At 48.4% G+C, this 17,089-nt stretch carries 18 protein-coding genes; 9 read left to right on the forward strand and 9 right to left on the reverse strand.

What is annotated here, in order from left to right:
• Positions 1–44: 44 nt before the first annotated feature.
• The 6 genes from ACJ2PR_RS09070 to ACJ2PR_RS09095 form a co-directional block, all read right to left on the reverse strand.
• A complete protein-coding gene (locus tag ACJ2PR_RS09070) occupies positions 45–707 on the reverse strand; it encodes a GDYXXLXY domain-containing protein (RefSeq protein ID WP_446856475.1) in 663 nt (220 codons plus the stop codon).
• Complete coding sequence (locus ACJ2PR_RS09075; protein ID WP_446876787.1) at positions 704–2,146, reverse strand: DUF2157 domain-containing protein; 1,443 nt, start codon at positions 2,144–2,146, stop codon at positions 704–706. The genes ACJ2PR_RS09070 and ACJ2PR_RS09075 overlap by 4 nt, the downstream gene beginning before the upstream one ends.
• Before the next feature lie 132 nt (positions 2,147–2,278).
• Entirely contained in the window at positions 2,279–2,842 is a 564-nt protein-coding gene (locus tag ACJ2PR_RS09080) for a hypothetical protein (RefSeq protein ID WP_446876788.1), read from the reverse strand.
• A 179-nt stretch (positions 2,843–3,021) separates the two neighbouring features.
• The gene (locus ACJ2PR_RS09085; protein WP_446876789.1) at positions 3,022–3,735 is read right to left on the reverse strand and encodes a hypothetical protein; all 714 of its coding nucleotides are present in this window, start codon (positions 3,733–3,735) and stop codon (positions 3,022–3,024) included.
• On the reverse strand, positions 3,708–4,196 hold the full coding sequence (coaD, locus tag ACJ2PR_RS09090; RefSeq protein ID WP_446856479.1) for a pantetheine-phosphate adenylyltransferase: 489 nt from the start codon (positions 4,194–4,196) through the stop codon (positions 3,708–3,710). The genes ACJ2PR_RS09085 and coaD overlap by 28 nt, the downstream gene beginning before the upstream one ends.
• Before the next feature lie 577 nt (positions 4,197–4,773).
• Positions 4,774–5,955 carry an aldo/keto reductase gene (locus tag ACJ2PR_RS09095; RefSeq protein ID WP_446876790.1) on the reverse strand — a complete coding sequence of 394 codons (1,182 nt, stop codon included), beginning with the start codon at positions 5,953–5,955 and terminating at the stop codon, positions 4,774–4,776.
• 647 nt (positions 5,956–6,602) lie between these two features.
• On the opposite strand from ACJ2PR_RS09095, the gene ACJ2PR_RS09100 reads away from it, so the two are divergent.
• Entirely contained in the window at positions 6,603–7,196 is a 594-nt protein-coding gene (locus tag ACJ2PR_RS09100) for a Uma2 family endonuclease (protein WP_446876791.1), read from the forward strand.
• Between the two features lie 106 nt (positions 7,197–7,302).
• On the opposite strand, the gene rpiA is transcribed toward ACJ2PR_RS09100, so the two are convergent.
• Complete coding sequence (gene rpiA, locus ACJ2PR_RS09105; RefSeq protein ID WP_446856482.1) at positions 7,303–8,013, reverse strand: ribose-5-phosphate isomerase RpiA; 711 nt, start codon at positions 8,011–8,013, stop codon at positions 7,303–7,305.
• Positions 8,014–8,105: 92 nt separating this feature from the next.
• On the opposite strand from rpiA, the gene ACJ2PR_RS09110 reads away from it, so the two are divergent.
• Positions 8,106–9,284, forward strand: coding sequence for a tetratricopeptide repeat protein (locus ACJ2PR_RS09110; RefSeq protein ID WP_446876792.1), 1,179 nt, complete (start codon positions 8,106–8,108; stop codon positions 9,282–9,284).
• 70 nt (positions 9,285–9,354) lie between these two features.
• On the opposite strand, the gene ACJ2PR_RS09115 is transcribed toward ACJ2PR_RS09110, so the two are convergent.
• Positions 9,355–10,487, reverse strand: a protein-coding gene (locus ACJ2PR_RS09115) for an IS630 family transposase (protein WP_446876793.1) whose coding sequence is annotated in 2 segments (ribosomal slippage) — positions 9,355–10,046 and positions 10,046–10,487 — 1,134 coding nt in all. Because the reading frame shifts where the segments join, the coding sequence is not laid out codon by codon here.
• Between the two features lie 356 nt (positions 10,488–10,843).
• On the opposite strand from ACJ2PR_RS09115, the gene ACJ2PR_RS09120 reads away from it, so the two are divergent.
• The 3 genes from ACJ2PR_RS09120 (at position 10,844) to ACJ2PR_RS09130 (ending at position 12,662) form a co-directional block, all read left to right on the forward strand.
• On the forward strand, positions 10,844–10,969 hold the full coding sequence (locus ACJ2PR_RS09120; RefSeq protein ID WP_446866859.1) for a ribbon-helix-helix protein, CopG family: 126 nt from the start codon (positions 10,844–10,846) through the stop codon (positions 10,967–10,969).
• A gap of 285 nt (positions 10,970–11,254) precedes the next feature.
• Positions 11,255–11,563 (forward strand): hypothetical protein, encoded by a 309-nt coding sequence (locus tag ACJ2PR_RS09125; protein WP_446856484.1) that lies wholly within the window; start codon positions 11,255–11,257, stop codon positions 11,561–11,563.
• 136 nt (positions 11,564–11,699) lie between these two features.
• The gene (locus ACJ2PR_RS09130) at positions 11,700–12,662 is read left to right on the forward strand and encodes a tetratricopeptide repeat protein (RefSeq protein ID WP_446876794.1); all 963 of its coding nucleotides are present in this window, start codon (positions 11,700–11,702) and stop codon (positions 12,660–12,662) included.
• A gap of 67 nt (positions 12,663–12,729) precedes the next feature.
• On the opposite strand, the gene ACJ2PR_RS09135 is transcribed toward ACJ2PR_RS09130, so the two are convergent.
• Positions 12,730–13,128, reverse strand: coding sequence for a Fur family transcriptional regulator (locus tag ACJ2PR_RS09135; RefSeq protein WP_446869282.1), 399 nt, complete (start codon positions 13,126–13,128; stop codon positions 12,730–12,732).
• Between the two features lie 123 nt (positions 13,129–13,251).
• Here ACJ2PR_RS09135 and purS point away from each other — a divergent pair, with 123 nt between their 5' ends.
• The 4 genes from purS (at position 13,252) to ACJ2PR_RS09155 (ending at position 16,854) form a co-directional block, all read left to right on the forward strand.
• Positions 13,252–13,539, forward strand: a complete 288-nt coding sequence (gene purS / locus ACJ2PR_RS09140) for a phosphoribosylformylglycinamidine synthase subunit PurS (RefSeq protein WP_446876795.1) — start codon at positions 13,252–13,254, stop codon at positions 13,537–13,539.
• A gap of 40 nt (positions 13,540–13,579) precedes the next feature.
• Complete coding sequence (gene purQ / locus ACJ2PR_RS09145) at positions 13,580–14,275, forward strand: phosphoribosylformylglycinamidine synthase subunit PurQ (protein WP_446869283.1); 696 nt, start codon at positions 13,580–13,582, stop codon at positions 14,273–14,275.
• Positions 14,276–14,498: 223 nt separating this feature from the next.
• Positions 14,499–15,686, forward strand: coding sequence for an SMEK domain-containing protein (locus tag ACJ2PR_RS09150; RefSeq protein ID WP_446876796.1), 1,188 nt, complete (start codon positions 14,499–14,501; stop codon positions 15,684–15,686).
• Positions 15,687–15,912: 226 nt separating this feature from the next.
• Positions 15,913–16,854: a GNAT family N-acetyltransferase gene (locus ACJ2PR_RS09155; RefSeq protein WP_446876797.1), complete on the forward strand. Its 942-nt coding sequence runs from the start codon at positions 15,913–15,915 to the stop codon at positions 16,852–16,854.
• The last annotated feature ends 235 nt before the right edge of the window (positions 16,855–17,089 follow it).

Below are 17,089 nucleotides of genomic sequence, written 5' to 3' on the forward strand. Positions count from 1 at the left end.
AACAGCTCGGATCAGCAAAGCGAAAAAACTCGACCAAATTCACGCTAAAAACTGTAACGACGATCGCCCACCCAAATTGTCAGCGGCACCGCATTGCCTTGAGCGTCAATCTTCACCTCGACAACACCGGGATTTTTGCGCTGATTTTGCTGAATATTGTCGTTGACCTCATCGCGTCGGCTTTCTGGCATGTAGTAGGTTTCTAGCCCAAATTGAAGCGAACCATACTGACTTCGCCCTTTGAGCGCGATCTGGTTGGGCTTAAGATTAGCAGGACGATCGCCACTCACAGCGACAGGTTTCCAGGGCTTGGGGCGGTTAGCGGAATTGTTAGCCGGGGCTTGCAAAGTCACATAAACGATCGTGTCTTCAGCTAAATAGTCTTGAGTACTGGAATAGTTGCTGTTTTTGGGCAGAGACTTCCAGCCGGGGAGTGACTTGAGATTGTCGGTTCGCGAAATGTCGTAGTTAAGGGTGACCGAGTAGCCGCGCATCAAATCGTAGGGATCGACGGGAGCCGTTTGCAGAACAGCCGTTCTTCCGGTGAGGTGGGTGTAGACTGCCTGGGCTGGCACCGACGCAATTAAGACCGTTTGCAGCACCAAGGGTAGCCAAAATCGCCATTGAGGAAGGGGGTGCGCTGTCTCGACGGTTGGGTTTGCAGGGGTTGGATTTGCAGGGGTTATATTTTCAGATGTGGGGTTCATAGTGATTCCTCTGGGAGAATTTGGGGAGAGGGGGCGATCGTTCTCACGTAGCGCTCAAACCAGAGTCCGGCGGCGATAATGCCCACTCCACAGAGAACAAACACCAGCGATTTGAGCAGCAAGCCTGTCTGATATTCAAGTAGACGGCTGTAAATTTGCAGGGCTAACAGAACGATGCCAAACCAGAAAAGGCGACGATCACCCGTTCCTAGACTTTCGCGAATCGTGCCAATTCCCAACACTGCCAGCAGCACGTTTGAGACAAAGGTGGCGAGAATTTGAATCTGGCTGATTTCCGTGTCCCAGTAGATCAATAGCCCCAAGATTACTAAAAAGCTGCCCACAATCACCGTGTTCAAATTGACGCGAAGCCTGCCCGATCGCGTTCTGCCTGAGCGCACCAGATAGACCCATTCCACCACCATCAGCACCGTCAAAATCAAAATGCTAGGCAGCGATCGCCATTCTGGAAGCTCAAAATTGGGTGAGGTCGAATGCGTCAGACTCCACGCACCCTTAAAGGACAGCCAATAGAGCAAACTACCCAAAAGCAAAACGGCAACCCCGCGCGCCAGCTTCTGAAACGGTCGGCTAATCCGGGAGGATGGTCGCCGCAAAAGGTCATTCCACAAACTATCGTCATAGCCCCAGAGCAAAGCGGCAGGCAAAATGGCCACCATCGCCAATCCCAGCCCGGACTGCAAAGCATTGGTAGAAATCGCATTGGACAGAGAAGACCCGACTGCGATCGCCGTAAAGAGAAACAGGACGCGCGATCTCTTTGAGTTACCCGCAAGGGGTCGACACCAGTACGCTAACGGCAGATACATTAACCCAGCGACTAAGGGCATTTGATAGATGATTAGATTCAAGACCGAAAATTCATCTGTCCGACTCACCTGCCACCAGCCCCACCAGTAGCCAATCCCAATCAGCATGATCGCCAACCCGCCTAGCGAAGTCAGCCGCAGACTATAGGCCATCAGCAAAACGCCAATTCCCCAGGTGAGAAAAAGTTCGTGAGGTGACCCGCCGATGTGAAACATTTGAGCCATCAGGGCCATGTTTGCGCCCAAAACGAGCGATCCCAGCAGCAAAAAGCCTTCACCAAGCCGACTTTGCCATTGGTCACGCGAACCTTTCCAGAGCCAAAATCCCGCAAAATTGATGCTGACAAACAGTGACAACAACATCGCAACTCTGGCCCCGCGCGGGATATCTTGCCAATTTGCGGCGACAAAGGTAATCACGCCCAGACCAATTAAAATGCAGCCCAAGCCGATAAGGATGCGAGTAAAGCGATTTTTGTCCTGGAGGTCGAGGCGATCGAGCTGATAGCGATCGGACAATTGCTGAAGTTGTGTCGGATTGATCAAGCCGTCAGTTTGCCAGGTTTGCACTTCTTGACGAAGCTGACGGCGAAAATTCTCGGAGGGCATGAGATACGCTCCTGTAGGTAAATGTGGCGTACTCCCAAATTCTCACAAGTCAATGGGCGAAACTACTGATTTATGCCACCTGTTTAATTGGCGATCGAACCTTCGTAATTGCGCCAAGCGCCAGAGGTTTTTCTACGATCGACTGGAGTCTGGCAATTCGATCGTTTGCTTGATCAGACTATTTGACAGATCGATCCTGGATTCGTCGGCGCTCCATTGGACGATCGTCGCATCTTTAAGCTGACAAACCCGTTCGCTGGTATAGATTCCCTTAATTTCTTTGCTAAAAATGGCTTGATTGAGATAGACGTAAGTGTGGCAACCGCCATCTAATGGAAAACACCAGCTTTCAACCGTGACAGAGTGCCGACCGCTGGGCGAAGTAGAAACCGTCAAGCAGGGTTCTCGAAACTGTAAAACGAATAAAAGCCACAGGGTCAAGACTGCCAGTAGAGGAATTGACAGCGCTGAAGGAATGAGCACGATCGCCCTCAAAGCGCGAGACTTGGCCGAAGTGACGGTTTGCAAGACGGCCCACAGCGAAGCTGCCAGCGTCAGCAACAAGAGGATCAGCCCACTATAGCGACCTCTTAATTCGTAGCCAGGAAACCAATAGTACAGAATCAGCAGAGTCCAGAAGAGAAAATTGAGGGCGATCGACAAACTCAAGCTCAGTGAAAGTCTTCGTCGGGACATAATTCACGTCTTTTCATCAGCAGATTGATTGTTAACCGTCCCGGATGATTCGTTCAAGTCGGCGAATTAGCGCTGAGATGATCGTTGCAAAAACGCTGCATGTTCGGCTGACTTTACGGCGGAGTCCAATTCACTGAGGCTTTAACCATGCTGAAAAAGAATCAGAAGTTTTGAATATTTTAGCTCTTACGATCGCTCCCCTTTTGCCCCGCTCGACTCACTCCGCTCTCTTTGACACGCTGCGCTTCGGGTTGATTGATCTGCAATTGTTGGCGACCGTTGCGAATGATGCGCGTCATCTCTGCCATCTGAGCTTCCATATCGCGAAGTACTTTATCGGCGTATTGGTCAGCGCCGTTTTGGATGTCTTCACATTCTTCGATCGCCAGCCGCCGCAACTCGTCTAAATCTTGTTGAGCCTGACGACGCTTATGCTCAATTTCAGCAAGGGTTTGCTGTTGGATGACTTCACACTCTTCTTGCACCTGAACACGAATTTGTTGAGCCTCTAACTCTGCCTGACGAATGATCCCCGTCTCGTTTAGAATCTGAGCCGCTCGCCGCTCGGCCGCCTCGATCATATCCTGGGCATACTGCTCTGCCTGAATGAGAATTTCGTCTTTTTGGCGAACAATCTCCTCAGCTTCGTGAAACGCTTCTGGCAGGCTCAACCGCACCAAATCAAGCTGATCGAGAAACTGATCTTCATCGACAAGGGTGCGCCGACTCCACAGCAGGCGAGGACTGTCGAGAATCATCTCCTCCAGCCGATTGAGTTCTTGCTGAATGTCGGGATTGCCCACTCGTGCGCCCTCTGCGTAAGCGGCTCGACCTTGAGAAGCTCCGTTTGCAGAGTTATCGGGACTTATGCTGGATGATTCTTGGCGTAGCATTGGTAAATATCTAGAGCGACATGTTGGGGAACGAGATGGTCGATCGGGCCGCCAAATTTGGCAACTTCTTTGACCACGCTACTACTGAGAAAGCTGTACTCATTCGAGGTGGCCAGAAATATGGTCTCGATTTGGTCAAACAGGGTTTTGTTAGTATGCGCCATCTGCAACTCCATTTCAAAGTCTGAGACGGCGCGCAACCCTCGTAGGAGAGCAGTAGCGCCTCGCATCTGGGCATAGGTCACCGTTAGCCCTTCAAAACTATCTACTTCTACGTTATCAAGATGACGGGTGGCATGGCTAATCTGCTCCATCCGTTGTTGGACGGTAAATAAAGGCACTTTGTTGGGGTTTCGCAGGACTGCCACAATCACGCGATCGCACAGCCGAGTCCCGCGTGTAATGATGTCGAGGTGCCCAAGGGTGATGGGATCAAAGCTACCAGGATAAATGGCAATCACAGAAAAAATTTTGATGAATTAACAGAAATTGTAGAAGCAGAAGGGCGAACAGAATCGAATGATTTGAGGAAGGCTTTCTATTGAGCAAATGCACTCAGATCAGCATACCTGGATCTCACAAATCTGCAATCCGTTTTGATGTTTGGAAAGAATATTTGTGGTCAGAGAATCTGCTTGGGAGTGGGCCTGATCGTCTATGGGTTAACGTGAATTCGATGGAGTTTTTCCGCTCCGTTGTTCAGCACTTCTGCCCCCTAAATCCCCCAATTTTGGGGGACTTTGAACGAGAGATCTTGTCCAAAAGTCCCCCAAAATTGGGGGATTTAGGGGGCAGAAGCCGATCGAAACGAAGCGAGTCACTCTCATCGAACTGACGTTGGGTTAACTCAACGCGACCCCCTGCGGGTAACTCGAAGCGACCCCTTGCGGGTAACTCGAAGAGATCGCGATTTTCGCTTCGTTGTTCACGGCTTCTGCCCCCCAATCCCCCATTTTGGGGGACTTTGAAACGTAGACTCTTCCCAAAAGCCTCTTATCTGAAGCCTGATTGTGAAAGGATGAGATTCTGCTTCACGATTCAATCGCTTCTGAGACGCTTGACCACTTCACCTGCCAAAAGTTGATGAGTTTCGGTCAGCAAGTCGGGAATTTTGTCGGCGTGGGGACTGTTGGACAGGCATTCTTTCAAGGCTGAGGAATCGATCGCCTCTGCTCTCACACCCGGAAACCAATGATTTGCCTGACCTAGAAGGTTGTAGCGCATTTTGGCGTAGTCGGTCATGTCGTAGGCGATCGCCAGATTTCGCAGCCACAAAACGACGGGAATATTCAAGCCGCCGGGGGTTTGTTCGTGAGTCGGGAGACCTATTCGCCAGGTGTTGAGCCAGTCTTCGCCCAGGCGTTCGATCGCGGCCTTTTCCAGTCGCTCGATAATCGGGGGCAAAATTTCGGCGGCGCGATCCAACAAATCCAACGTTTTCAGATGTTCGTCAAAATCTTGGGGACGGGCAGCCCCAACGCTCAACGTGTGAACTTGTGGATGGCTCAGGCAAAATAAATTGTTGAAGACGATCGGACTCAATGGCGCACACAGATCCAATAATCGCGGCGACGGTTGGTAAAGCAATCCACCTTTGTTAGAAGGACTGATGATAAATACGCCCATGTCGTGTCGATTGGCGGCGGCGATCGCTTCCCAGTTTTGCTGGTTGATGTAATACCAGTGCAGATTGACGTAATCAAATTGATTGGTCTGAATGGTTTTCACAATCAGATCGGTTGATCCGTGAGTTGAGAAGCCAACAAACCGGACTTTGCCCTGTTCTTGAAGCTTTCGCGCCACTTCGAGGCAGCCACCCGGACGGATCGACTCGTCTAAATGACTTTCTAAATTGACTCCGTGGAATCCCAATAAATCGACGTAATCTAGCTTCAGATAGCGCAGCGATTGTTCAAAGGTTTTGAGAAACGCTTTGGGGTCGGCTGAGGGTTCGATCTTGGTTTGCACAATTAGCTTTTCGCGAGGCAACTTTGGCAAGATTTGGCCCAACTGCATTTCTGAAGTGCCGTAGCCGCGAGCCGTCTCAATATGATTGATGCCCACGTCGAGCGATCGCCGAATCGTATTCTCTAAGTTTTCTTGACCATCAGCAGGAATCTCACGCTCGGAGACATCTTGCCACTTGTACTGATAGCGCATTCCCCCACAAGAGAAGACGGGGATTTGTAGATTGGTGCGTCCAAAGCGGCGATAGAGCATAGGAAAGGGATGAGGGATGAAGGATGAGGGATGAAGGGATTTGCGCTGTGAGTTTTTAATTCAGCATTGGGCAGGGAAAAAACTCTAGAGACTATCCTAACGAGTTCATGTGGGATTCTGGCGATTTGGGTTGCGGCGATCGGAGCCAAAAACTCAGAGTTGGCGCTAACCAAAGCATTTCCTCAAGCGTTGGTCTATAGGTTGGCAAGCGTGACTCAAGAAAAACCAAACTTCGGAATTGTCATAAATGGCAGCGAGTTTTTATTTGTGAAACTGGCCCTACCTTCAGAGCCGCGCTATGCTCTGTCGGACGTGTTTTTTTGCTCAACCGAACCAATGATCTGTACAAAGTTTTGCAGATTTTCAAGAAGTTGAGTGGTTTGGTGGGCAAGTAATTGACGTTTACAGATTTTGTTGGGGCATTTACAGGTTTTGTTAAGACATTTACAGGTTTTGTTAAGACATTTACAGCAAATGCTTGAACATTTTTAAGTTTTGCCAAGACGTTTGCGGCAAATGCTTGGACGTTTACAGGTTTTGTTGCAGCTTTTATGTTGTTGGCGCGATCGCATTGACCCTTCAATCAAAACGATGCAAAACAACCCCCTTCAGGGATGACATCGCCGCCTTAAGATAGGGACATCCCCGTGAAACTTTTGCTCAAGCGACCTATGGATAGCGCGATCGCTCTACGCCGCATTTCCGTCCAGGACTATCACCGCATCGCAGAAGCTGGAATTTTTCGACCAGAGGAGCGGGTTGAGTTACTGGAGGGGCAACTGATCAAAATGGCAGCCAAAGGGACAGCACACAGTGCAGCCGTAAGTCGGGTTGAGGGATTGTTGAGAACTCAGTTGGGGAGTCAAGCGCTGCTCAGACTGCAAGACCCCATTCGGTTGAATGACTACTCTGAACCAGAGCCAGATATCGCGATCGTTGCCCCAGATCCAGGCTATTACGAGAACCATCACCCCATTCCCTCAGAAGTTTTTTGGCTAATTGAGGTGTCAGACACGACGCTGAAATACGATCGCGAGGTAAAAGCCCCCAGTTATGCCCGATCGGGAATCGTAGAGTATTGGATCTTAGATGTGAATCAGCGTGTGCTTCACGTCTATCGATCGCCCAGTCAAAATGGCTATCAATCCGAGATCGCTTTGGCAGAAGAGAGCCAAATTGCACCCCTGGCATTTCCAGACTGTGTGATTTCGGTTGGGCAAATGCTGCGATCGTTGCAATAAATCGGTGAATCTACTCCAGCCTTTGAGGAAAACGACCCCTTGCAGGTAACTTGAAGAGATCGCTTCCAAGCTTGAGAGACCATAAAAACTCATCCCTCGCCCTGTTTTACATTTCACGAACGATCGGCTGTCCATCCTTAATCTCGCCAATCAGCACCACATCGGCAACATTGACAAACAAGCCGTTTTCGAGAACGCCGGGAATGTTGTTCAACGTTTTTTCGAGTTCGGCAGGGTTATCGATGCGATCGAACTTCACGTCTACCACCAGATTGCCTTGATCGGTGACAACCGGCCCGGCTTTTTTGATGCCCATCCGCAGTTCGGGTTTGCCACCGAGTTTAGCGATCGCTTTCATCACCGGAGTCACCGCCATCGGAATCACTTCCACAGGCAACAAAAAGGTTGAACCCAACTGATCCACCAGTTTGCCGCCATCTACTACGACAATAAACTGAGCCGCTAAACTATCGACAATCTTCTCCTGAGTGTGAGCCGCACCGCCCCCTTTGATCAAATTCTTCTGAGGGTCAACTTCATCCGCTCCATCGATCGCGATATCAATGCCATCAATCTCATCCAGCGACACCAGCGGAATTCCATATTGCCGTGCGAGAACGATCGCCTGAAACGAGGTCGGCACCCCTTTGATATCTTTGAGGTCACCCGACTTGAGGCGATCGCCCAACGCTTGAATGGCATAAGCAGTCGTTGACCCAGTGCCCAGCCCTACAATAGAACCAGACTGCACCCTGGCGGCGGCGGCGACTCCCACCTGCTGTTTCATAATTTTTGCGGGGTCAGTTTCTGCGCTCATAATCAAATCCTATTGGTTAGCAAATTCAGCAGCGGGCATTCCAAACGCTCCAAGCTGCAACAGTCAGTCTACTATTTACGAGGGTTCCGCCGATGAGCCGAGACGAAGATTTTTTACCCGAAGAATCCACCGCGCTATCACTGCCCGATCTGCTGCAAAAAGGCAATCAAGCGGCTCAGGAGGAACATTATTCAGACGCGCTGACTTACTACGACCAGGCATTAGATCAACATCCAGAGTGTGAAGAAGCCTGGTATCAGCGAGGAATGGCTTTAAGCGCGATCGCCCGACTTGATCCGGCTCTCGTCAGCTTCGATCGAGCGTTAGAACTCAATCCTCACTACCCCGAAGCCTGGATCGGTCGCGGCAAGATTCAGAAACAGAAGTCGAAGTACAAAGCCGCGATCGCCAGTTTTGATCAAGCGTTAATCCTTCAGCCAGACAGCGCCCAGGCCTGGTTAGAGAAAGGCAAGCTTGCCGCCCTGATGCATCGTTATAAAGAAGCGCTAATCTATTACAACAAAGCCGTTAACTGTGAAGACCTCAAAGAAGCCTGGAGCGATCGGGCAAACATTCTCTGGTTTCTCAATCGCCGAGAAGACGCTTTAGACAGCTACAAACAACTCACCCGCCTCAATCCCCAGGATGCAGCCGCCTGGAGTCAACAGGGCAACGCACTCTACTGGCTCAATCATTACGAAGAAGCAGCAGAATGCTACGACCAATCTCTCGCACTCAAATTGGATGCGGATGTCTGGGGAAGTCGAGGGGCCGCCTTAAAAAAAGTGGCGCTCTTTGACGAAGCGATCGCCAGCTACGACCAAGCTCTCAAACTCCGACCCGACGACTCAACCCTCTGGCACAAAAGAGGCCTGACCCTGAGAAGCATGGAGCGATATGAAGGCGCGATCGCCAACTTTGACAAAGCACTTTCTCTCAAACCAGACCTCTACGCCGCCACCCGCAGCAAGCTGTTCACGCTTTTCAAAACTCGACAGTTGAGGAAATACCTTTTTAGCAAAAACCCGATCGATCAAGAAAAAGCCTCCCGTGATCTGCAAAACGTTCTCTCAACCGCAATCAAAACAAAAGTGCCAGGAGCGATCGTCATTGCTCTCACCACATTTTTTAGCCTAGGTGGGTTCTACAGTCTTTTCCTAAATGGAATTTTCTTAAATGGAGTGACGACTCGACTCACTGCGATCAGCGTGGCTCTGATCTTCTTACTCATCTCTTATATGGGGGAGTGGATCGAAGAAGGGCGCAATTGACACTCCCCATGCCTAAAGGCGAGGGAATTCTTGGCTCAACGAAACCACTTAACGTAGTGGTCTGTCAAGATTATACTGAGGGATAAAGCCGCTTGAGTTTAATCCGAGCATCTTGAGTGGTGAAGCGCCAGTCCACTGCATGACCCTGAGCATTACGTGCCTGCTCCCAAGCCGCAATCTCTTGGGTCAAAGTGAGTTTGTCTGGAATGCGCCGATCTAAACATGGACGCGATAGAACACTGAGTTCTATTTCTGCCATATCTAACCAACTGCCATGCTTGGGGGTGTAGTGGAACTCTAATTGGTTAAGAATCCGCCGAGCTTCTGGCGCGGGGAAGGCTTTGTAAAGAGATGCCGGGACATGCGTATTGAGATTATCCTGCACGACTCGAATTTTGACCGCATCGGGGAAGCAGTGATCCACGAGATATTTCATTTGCTGGGCATAATCAAGCTGAGTGCGTTGGTCGGTGACTTCAACGTGTCGCCAGCCCAGTAGAGGCGCGAAAAACATGAAGAGATTAGCCGTGCCGTTGCGTTCATACTGATAGTCATAGCGAGGAGGTTTTCCAGGCTCGACAGGTTGAGGAATCTGAGTTTCGCTGATTAATTGTTTGGAGCTTTCGTCGAAGCACACTAAAGGATAGCGAGGGTCTTCTCGGCTGGTGTAGAGCTGCAACACTTCCTCCATCTGACACACAAATTCAGCGTTGGCTTCCGGCGGAATCACCCAGCATTCTTTTAACCAAGGCTTAAGTTCAGTTTTTTTAGCGTTTGGCGCACGGTTTCATGAGAAATCTGTTCGACCTCGCCGACTTCCACCAGGCGATCTGCCAGGAGCCGCAACGTCCATCGAGCTTGTCCAGCAGGGGCTGAACTACAAGCGATGGCAATCAGATGCGCTTCTTGCTCCCCATCTAAACACCGACGGCGAGACCGCTGCCGAGGGCGCGGCTTCAAGCACGCTTCTAGGCTTTCTTCCACAAATCGCTCTCGCACTCGCTCAATGGTGGACACGCTGATCTCAAGCGCATCTCGGATCGCTTCATCTTTCCAGCCGCCATTGGGTTGATTGATGTCTGCTTTGAGCCAGATCCGAGCATGGTTAACGGCAGCGACGGACGCTTTTCCAGTGGTGGTCAAGTGTTCTAGAAACTGCCGTTCTTCAGCGTTGAGGGAAACGATGTATTTCTTTTGAGGCATGATCATTTCAACCTATGACTTCATCCCCTGATTATCCCTCAATCTAACTTTGACAGACCACTAGATTCCTTGCAGTCTCTAGCCCAGAGGTGGGATTCTCCCCAAGCGTTAATTCGGGTATGCCCTACCCTATTCGCACGAGTGCGAGTCCTGTTTAATTCTGAAGCCAATTCGCTTCAAAAGGCTGGTCGTCTAGCTCCTCTAAATCTTTTACCGACTGCGAGGAGGGAACTAGAACCATGCAGTAGAACCGCATAGATTCAATTATCAAGGTGCAGCGTGTCTTTCGACAACCAGGTTTTTTAAGTGGTTGATTACCTTGCCACTAGAATGAGTGTACCAGATGAGTACACAGCATGACTGAAAAACAACTTCACGTTAGAGTCTCCGAGGAGGAAATGAAAAAGCTTGAGCGCTATGCTAAAAAGTCAAAGCGAACCAAGACAGACGTTGTACGTGAATTTCTGCGTTCCTTGTCGTGAGAGATTGGCGCTACCGCGCCGTCGCTATCCATCCCCATGCCTAAAGGCGAGGGGCTTTCCGCTCAATTTCGGTAAGCTTAACTATTTGTAAAGAAAAATTAAGAACCTTGCAGTAACGTTGAGAAATTGCCCAAAACCTGATGGGGCCTTTACGCTAAGAACAGACGAGACCTCTTGTTTGAGGTTGGTTTTCGCATTGCAGCAGACCAATCTTGCTTTCTAAACAAACTTCAAGAAGTCAACCTCTAGGTCAAACCTTTGAGACAGGCGTTGAGAGGAAAATTCATGAATATCGAAAAATACCGCGTTACATGTACCCTTTCGTTTGGCGATATTTACGGTCAAATTATTGTTTGGCTGATCGTGCTGTTTATTAGTTTGGCGGCGGCAATGGCTCTGATGGGTGCGAGTCGTCCTGTGTATGCGTTGGCTACGGTCGGATTGGTGCTGGTGTTGTCTCTGCCATTTTTGCTGTTTGCCTTTGTGACAACGCTGCTCAACCATATTGAATTTACGGCCGTTGATCCTGCCCCTCAACCTCAAACTTCAGCAGCGTCTCCGACGGGTCAGCGAACGGTGCAAGCAGCAGGCTAATTTTGGTCAACCTTTAAGAGTAATTTTTGAAGCGTGAACGATCGACCGCTTTTAGGCGCTGAGAGTTGTCGATCGTGGCCTGTCGATCCAGTCATTCAGGGACTATATTGTATCCTGTTGAGTTTGAGGCAATCTTGTGGCTGAAGAAAAGCGGAAAAATCGGTGGCTGCTAAATGTGGTGCTAATCATCGCCACGGTGGGCTTGTTAGGAGTGTCCATTATTCCTCTCATTGCCTCGACGTTTAATAGTCCGACCCAACAGGCAAAGGCGGTTCCCAGTCCAGCCCAGTCGATCGAGGCCAAAAAGGCAGACGTTGAGGCGCAAGCCAGAGGGTACGAAGAAGTTCTTAAGCGTGAACCTGACAATCAAACAGCGCTGCGAGGATTGCTAGAAGCCAAACTGCGATTGAATGATGTCAAGGGCGCGATCGATCCGTTAGAAAGACTGTCTAAAGCAAACCCAACTCAGACGGAATACGGCGTTCTGTTGGCTCAGGCAAGACAGCAGACGGGTGACCTCGAAGGATCTGCTCAGGCTTACCGCAATATTCTCAATACCAAACCTGGCGATTTGAATGCCCTGCAAGGGTTAGCCGGATTGTTGATTGAGCAAAAACGACCGGAAGCGGCGATCGGGCTTCTACAAGACACGCTAAAGAATGCGCCTCAAGCGAATAAAGCTCAAACGGGCAGTGTGGATACGACGGCGATTCAAGTTTTGTTGGGTAAGGTTTTTGCATCTCAGAAGCGATTTGACGAAGCCCTCAACGTCTTTGACGAAGCCATCAAAACCAACAAGCAAGATTTTCAGCCCGTGTTTTACAAAGCTTTGGTGCTAAAAGAACAGGGCAAAAAAGACGAGGCGAAACCTTTGTTTGAGACGGCTGCTTCGTTGGCTCCTGCTCAATATAAGGATCAGATTCAACAGGCTGCGAGTGATGCGCCTCCTAAAGTGACGATGCCTGGTGCGACTCCAGCTAGTCCTGGTGCGACCAGTCCGGCTCCGGTGGCTCCTCAATCTGAAGCGGCTCCGCAAGTCCAGGGCAGTCCTTCTGTTGAGGCTCCCAAGAGCGAAGAGGAAAAGAGCGAGAAGAACTAGCGTGTGTGGGATGGTTGCCTGACGAGCTACGCGGCTTCCATTCCCTGACTGAATCGATCGTTCTCCTTCATCCTTTAGCCGCATTTGTGGTCTGACATTGGGTGCAAAGACCAAAAAACTCCAGCATGTGATAGTAGATTTTGAACTGGTAAGAGTCGTGCAGTTGAGATTCTAAAGCGTGGACGGGGCACTGGTCGATCGCCACTGAGCTACCACACTGAACGCAGGTGAGATGGTGTTTGTCTTCTTGCACCAGACTATAAAGCGCTTCTCCATTGGCCAACGTCCGCACTTGCACCATACCTTCTAGCTTGAGTGACTCCAGGGCACGATAGACCGTTGCCAGCCCCATGCTCAGGTCTCGATTCCGCAGTTCGACATAGAGATCTTGAGCAGAAATCGCTTTGTTTAAGGTCTTTAAGATGTCCAGGATTCGTTCTTGACTGCGGGTGCGTTGTGCTTTCATGGGTGCGTCCAAAATAAAATCGAAATTCTGCGCTTTCTGATTGAGAACCACAGCTTTGGGGTGGTGCAGTCTTAGAATGATAAAGCTGTTAGCATTCAAGACGGTCTTTGTAGCAATCAGGACATGGCTGTGACTCAGAAATATCAAGCTCAAATCTATGTTACTCTTCGCCCTTCGGTGTTAGATCCGGCGGGGACGGCGGTGCGATCGGGATTAACTCATATGGGATACGACAACGTTGAGCAAATCAGAATTGGCAAATACATTGAGCTAACGCTGAACGCAGAAGATGAAGCGGCGGCGCGTGAACAACTCGATCGCGTCTGTGACCAGCTTCTCGCCAACCCCGTTATTGAAAATTATCGGTTTGATCTCAAGCAATTGTCTACACCATTGAATATAGGTTCATAGATCAGGGATTTTGGAAGGGATGAGGGATGAGGGAGGAAGGATGAAATTTGGGGTTTTGGTGTTTCCGGGGTCGAATTGCGATCGCGATGTGGTTTGGGTGACGCAGGGGTTACTTGATCAGCCGACGCGCATGATTTGGCACGAGGAAAGTGATCTTTCGGATATTGATGTGGTCGTTGTTCCGGGGGGGTTTAGCTATGGCGATTATTTGCGCTGTGGGGCGATCGCTCGATTTTCTCCGGCGATGCAGTCTACGATTCAACATGCAGAACAGGGCAAACGGGTGCTGGGGATCTGTAACGGGTTTCAAGTGCTGACGGAGGCGGGTTTGTTGCCGGGGGCACTGGTGAGAAATCGAGATTTGCATTTCGTCTGCGATCGCGTCCCGCTAAAAGTTGAGCGTACCGATTTACCCTGGACGCAGGCTTATCAAACTGGAGAAGTGATTACGTTGCCGATCGCGCATGGAGAAGGCAGCTATTACGCGGATGCTGACACGCTCAAGGCGCTCGAAGACAATCAGCAAGTTTTGTTTCGCTACTGCAATTCCTCTGGTGAATCTGATCCAGTTAGCAACCCCAACGGATCGCTGAACCACATTGCGGGCATTTGTAATCGATCGGGTAATGTGTTGGGAATGATGCCTCACCCGGAGCGATCGGCTGACCCAGCCCTGGGCGGTGTTGATGGAATGCGTTTGTTTAAAGGATTGCTGACGATCGCGGGTGTTGGTTAGAAGTTGAGCGATCGTTGGCTAAATTCTATTGTTAGGCTGCTTAACCCCCTGTAGGGATGTAACCATATTCTTATCTGCTAATGCCTACTAGATTTAGTATCGTCAGGTTGTCTACCAAGTGTCCCTTCCGATTATTTAAAGATCACCTCATTAATTTCAGCGTTAATAAAGGGAACTCTGATATTAAGTCATCAGCAAACCAAGACAGACATATTTTATAGATATGGTACTGACCAGAGAAACCTACTTTAAAGAGATCAGTAACAACTTGGCTCTTTTGCAGCAATCCATCGAGTTCCGCACAGCATCTAATTTACATGATTTAGGGATTCTTGCAGAGGATTTTGTAAAAGACCTGCTCAATATTGTCTTTGATTTTCAGCTTGAAAACCTAAACTCAATCAATTCTAATCAAGCAGGGATTGATTTGGGCGACTCATCAAATAAAATTGCAGTTCAAGTTACATCCACAACTAGCCGACAAAAAGTCAAGACAACTATTGAAAAGTTCATTGGACATAAACTATATGAGGAATACTCGCGACTATATGTTTTTATTCTAAAGGGAAGGCAGCAAAGCTATAAAATGTTTGATACACAAGGTTATTTTGATTTTCATGAAAGTGATAATATTATAGACTTCAAGATTTTGCTTACAAAAATTCAGTGCCTAGAAATCGAAAAGCTACGACAAGTATATGAGTTTGTTGACAGAGAGATATCCAAAACAAAAAGAGAAGATGGAATAATTAGAAAGATTGACCACATAAATCATAATTTTGACAGGTTGCACATTTGGCAATATCAGCCTTTTCTTACTCATTATGTGAATATTCATAGACTGCTTAATATTGCTGCTGCAAGTGGAATTCGCTTTGCAAGTATTCCTGCAAAGAATTTGGATGATCTAGGCAGTATACGTGCTTTACCCTATGATGATTACCATGCGCTTATGGCATTTATAACAGAGTTGCTAAAGTGTTGGCAGCCAAAAGTCTTAAACCTACAAAACGCAAATAATTTAACTAAAGATTTTGTTGGATGCACTTTTGAATTCTTTCAAACTGACTTTAAATCAAAAAATATTAAGTTTTGGAATAAGTATCACGAAAAGCCTAAGATGCATGGAGTTTACAAGAAAGATCCTCACCTATATCTCGAAGTAGAAGATATAAAGCTATATCTACCTCTCAATCTTGCTTGGATGACAACAGATACTTCTTATCATAATTTTGGAGTGGAGACAGGAATAGCAGATTCTTTATCCGGCCTTTGCATTCTAAAGAGTCTATCCAAAGATCGAGAGGCAATTTTTACCCCTCTAATTATTGGAGTGCGTAACATATTTCAACAAATTGAGAATGCTATCCAACAAGGTGAAAGGTCAATAGAAATTAGGCAGTCATGGTAGTTCCTTCTTCCTTCTGTCCAAGCGCATCCTAACAACCCTAGTGCAGCGGATTGACCAAAGCCATTTGTATATTGCAAAGTCTGTCACAACCGCTGACTAGGAACGTTAGACCTTCTCCCTCACACTTGAGGAGGTTGTTGGCTCTTGGTAAAGATTAAAACTCGTTGTTCTAGGTTTGCAAGAATTTATTGCTAAACTTCTCACACTGACAGCAGAGAGCGCCGTTATGAACATCTCAATTCGGCTCCTTCAGGAAGAGGAACTATCGATCGCTGAACATATCTTCCGACTTGCCTTTGGCACATTTGTTGGATTGCCTCAACCCACCGATTTTAGCGGTGACGCAGACTACATTAAATCCCGATGGAACGTTGATCCGACAGCGGCATTTGCTGCCGAGATTGATGGGAAACTAGCTGGCTCCAATATCGCTATTTCTTGGGGGAGCGTTGGTGTTGTTGGGCCGCTTAGTGTTCATCCTGACTATTGGGATCAAGGCATTGCTCAACGTCTAATAGAACCTGTGATGGCTCAATTTGCTCAATGGGGAACGCGACAGGCTGGGCTGTTTACTTTTCCAAATAGCCCAAAGCACCATGCACTCTATCAGAAGTTTGGATTTTACCCACGCTTTCTGACCTTTATTATGGCGAAACCGATTCAGGCAGGTCAGCAAAACTTAGTTACAACGAACTACTCTAAACTCGACCCGCAGCAGCAATCTGATTGTCTCAAAGAGTGTTTTCAACTTACAGATGCAATTTATTCTGGGCTAGATCTATCGCGTGAGATTCTAGCCGTCCATGCTCAAAATTTAGGTGATACCGTTTTGCTGTGGGATGAGACAGGTCTAGCAGGATTTGCAATTTGTCATTGTGGTGCAGGTAGCGAAGCGGGTAGTGATGTCTGCTCGATCAAGTTTGGGGCAGTGCGCCCAGGAATACGAGCAGGAGAACAGTTTGAACAGTTGCTCGATCGGTGTGAAGGCTACGGAGCGGCTCAAAAAATGTTGCGTCTCGTGGCTGGAGTGAATACTAGTCATGATGCAGCCTATACCAGAATGGTTGCTCGACGTTTTCGCACTGAAATCATTGGTGTCGTGATGCACAAGCCAAATGAGGCTGGTTACAGTCGATCAGACGTTTTTGTATTAGACGATTGGCGCTAGCAGCCGTTTAATAATCCGATCGCAGCAGACTATAGAAGGATTCTAGTACTGTTGTCCAAATGATTGAGCGTTCCTGACAAGAGCGCTCTTTTGATATGAGGAATTGTAACTTTTAGATTGCAAAAGATGTTTATAAATTAAGAAAGTTTGACTTAGGAATGCTTGAAACAACCTGAATTCATTCTCTAAGTTTTTATAAAGAAACCAGATTTTTGTTAATGAACTTTTGTAAAAG

The sequence above is a fragment of the Phormidesmis sp. 146-33 genome (assembly GCF_052939515.1).

Bases quoted from the DNA above. Each gene is read 5' to 3' on its own strand.
- ACJ2PR_RS09070 (WP_446856475.1), bottom strand. From the start codon at position 707: ATGAACCCCACATCTGAAAATATAACCCCTGCAAATCCAACCCCTGCA.
- ACJ2PR_RS09075 (WP_446876787.1), bottom strand. From the start codon at position 2,146: ATGCCCTCCGAGAATTTTCGCCGTCAGCTTCGTCAAGAAGTGCAAACC.
- ACJ2PR_RS09080 (WP_446876788.1), bottom strand. From the start codon at position 2,842: ATGTCCCGACGAAGACTTTCACTGAGCTTGAGTTTGTCGATCGCCCTC.
- ACJ2PR_RS09085 (WP_446876789.1), bottom strand. From the start codon at position 3,735: ATGCTACGCCAAGAATCATCCAGCATAAGTCCCGATAACTCTGCAAAC.
- ACJ2PR_RS09095 (WP_446876790.1), bottom strand. From the start codon at position 5,955: ATGCTCTATCGCCGCTTTGGACGCACCAATCTACAAATCCCCGTCTTC.
- rpiA (WP_446856482.1), bottom strand. From the start codon at position 8,013: ATGAGCGCAGAAACTGACCCCGCAAAAATTATGAAACAGCAGGTGGGA.
- ACJ2PR_RS09110 (WP_446876792.1), top strand. From the start codon at position 8,106: ATGAGCCGAGACGAAGATTTTTTACCCGAAGAATCCACCGCGCTATCA.
- ACJ2PR_RS09120 (WP_446866859.1), top strand. From the start codon at position 10,844: ATGACTGAAAAACAACTTCACGTTAGAGTCTCCGAGGAGGAAATGAAA.
- ACJ2PR_RS09125 (WP_446856484.1), top strand. From the start codon at position 11,255: ATGAATATCGAAAAATACCGCGTTACATGTACCCTTTCGTTTGGCGAT.
- ACJ2PR_RS09135 (WP_446869282.1), bottom strand. From the start codon at position 13,128: ATGAAAGCACAACGCACCCGCAGTCAAGAACGAATCCTGGACATCTTA.
- purS (WP_446876795.1), top strand. From the start codon at position 13,252: ATGGCTGTGACTCAGAAATATCAAGCTCAAATCTATGTTACTCTTCGC.
- purQ (WP_446869283.1), top strand. From the start codon at position 13,580: ATGAAATTTGGGGTTTTGGTGTTTCCGGGGTCGAATTGCGATCGCGAT.
- ACJ2PR_RS09150 (WP_446876796.1), top strand. From the start codon at position 14,499: ATGGTACTGACCAGAGAAACCTACTTTAAAGAGATCAGTAACAACTTG.
- ACJ2PR_RS09155 (WP_446876797.1), top strand. From the start codon at position 15,913: ATGAACATCTCAATTCGGCTCCTTCAGGAAGAGGAACTATCGATCGCT.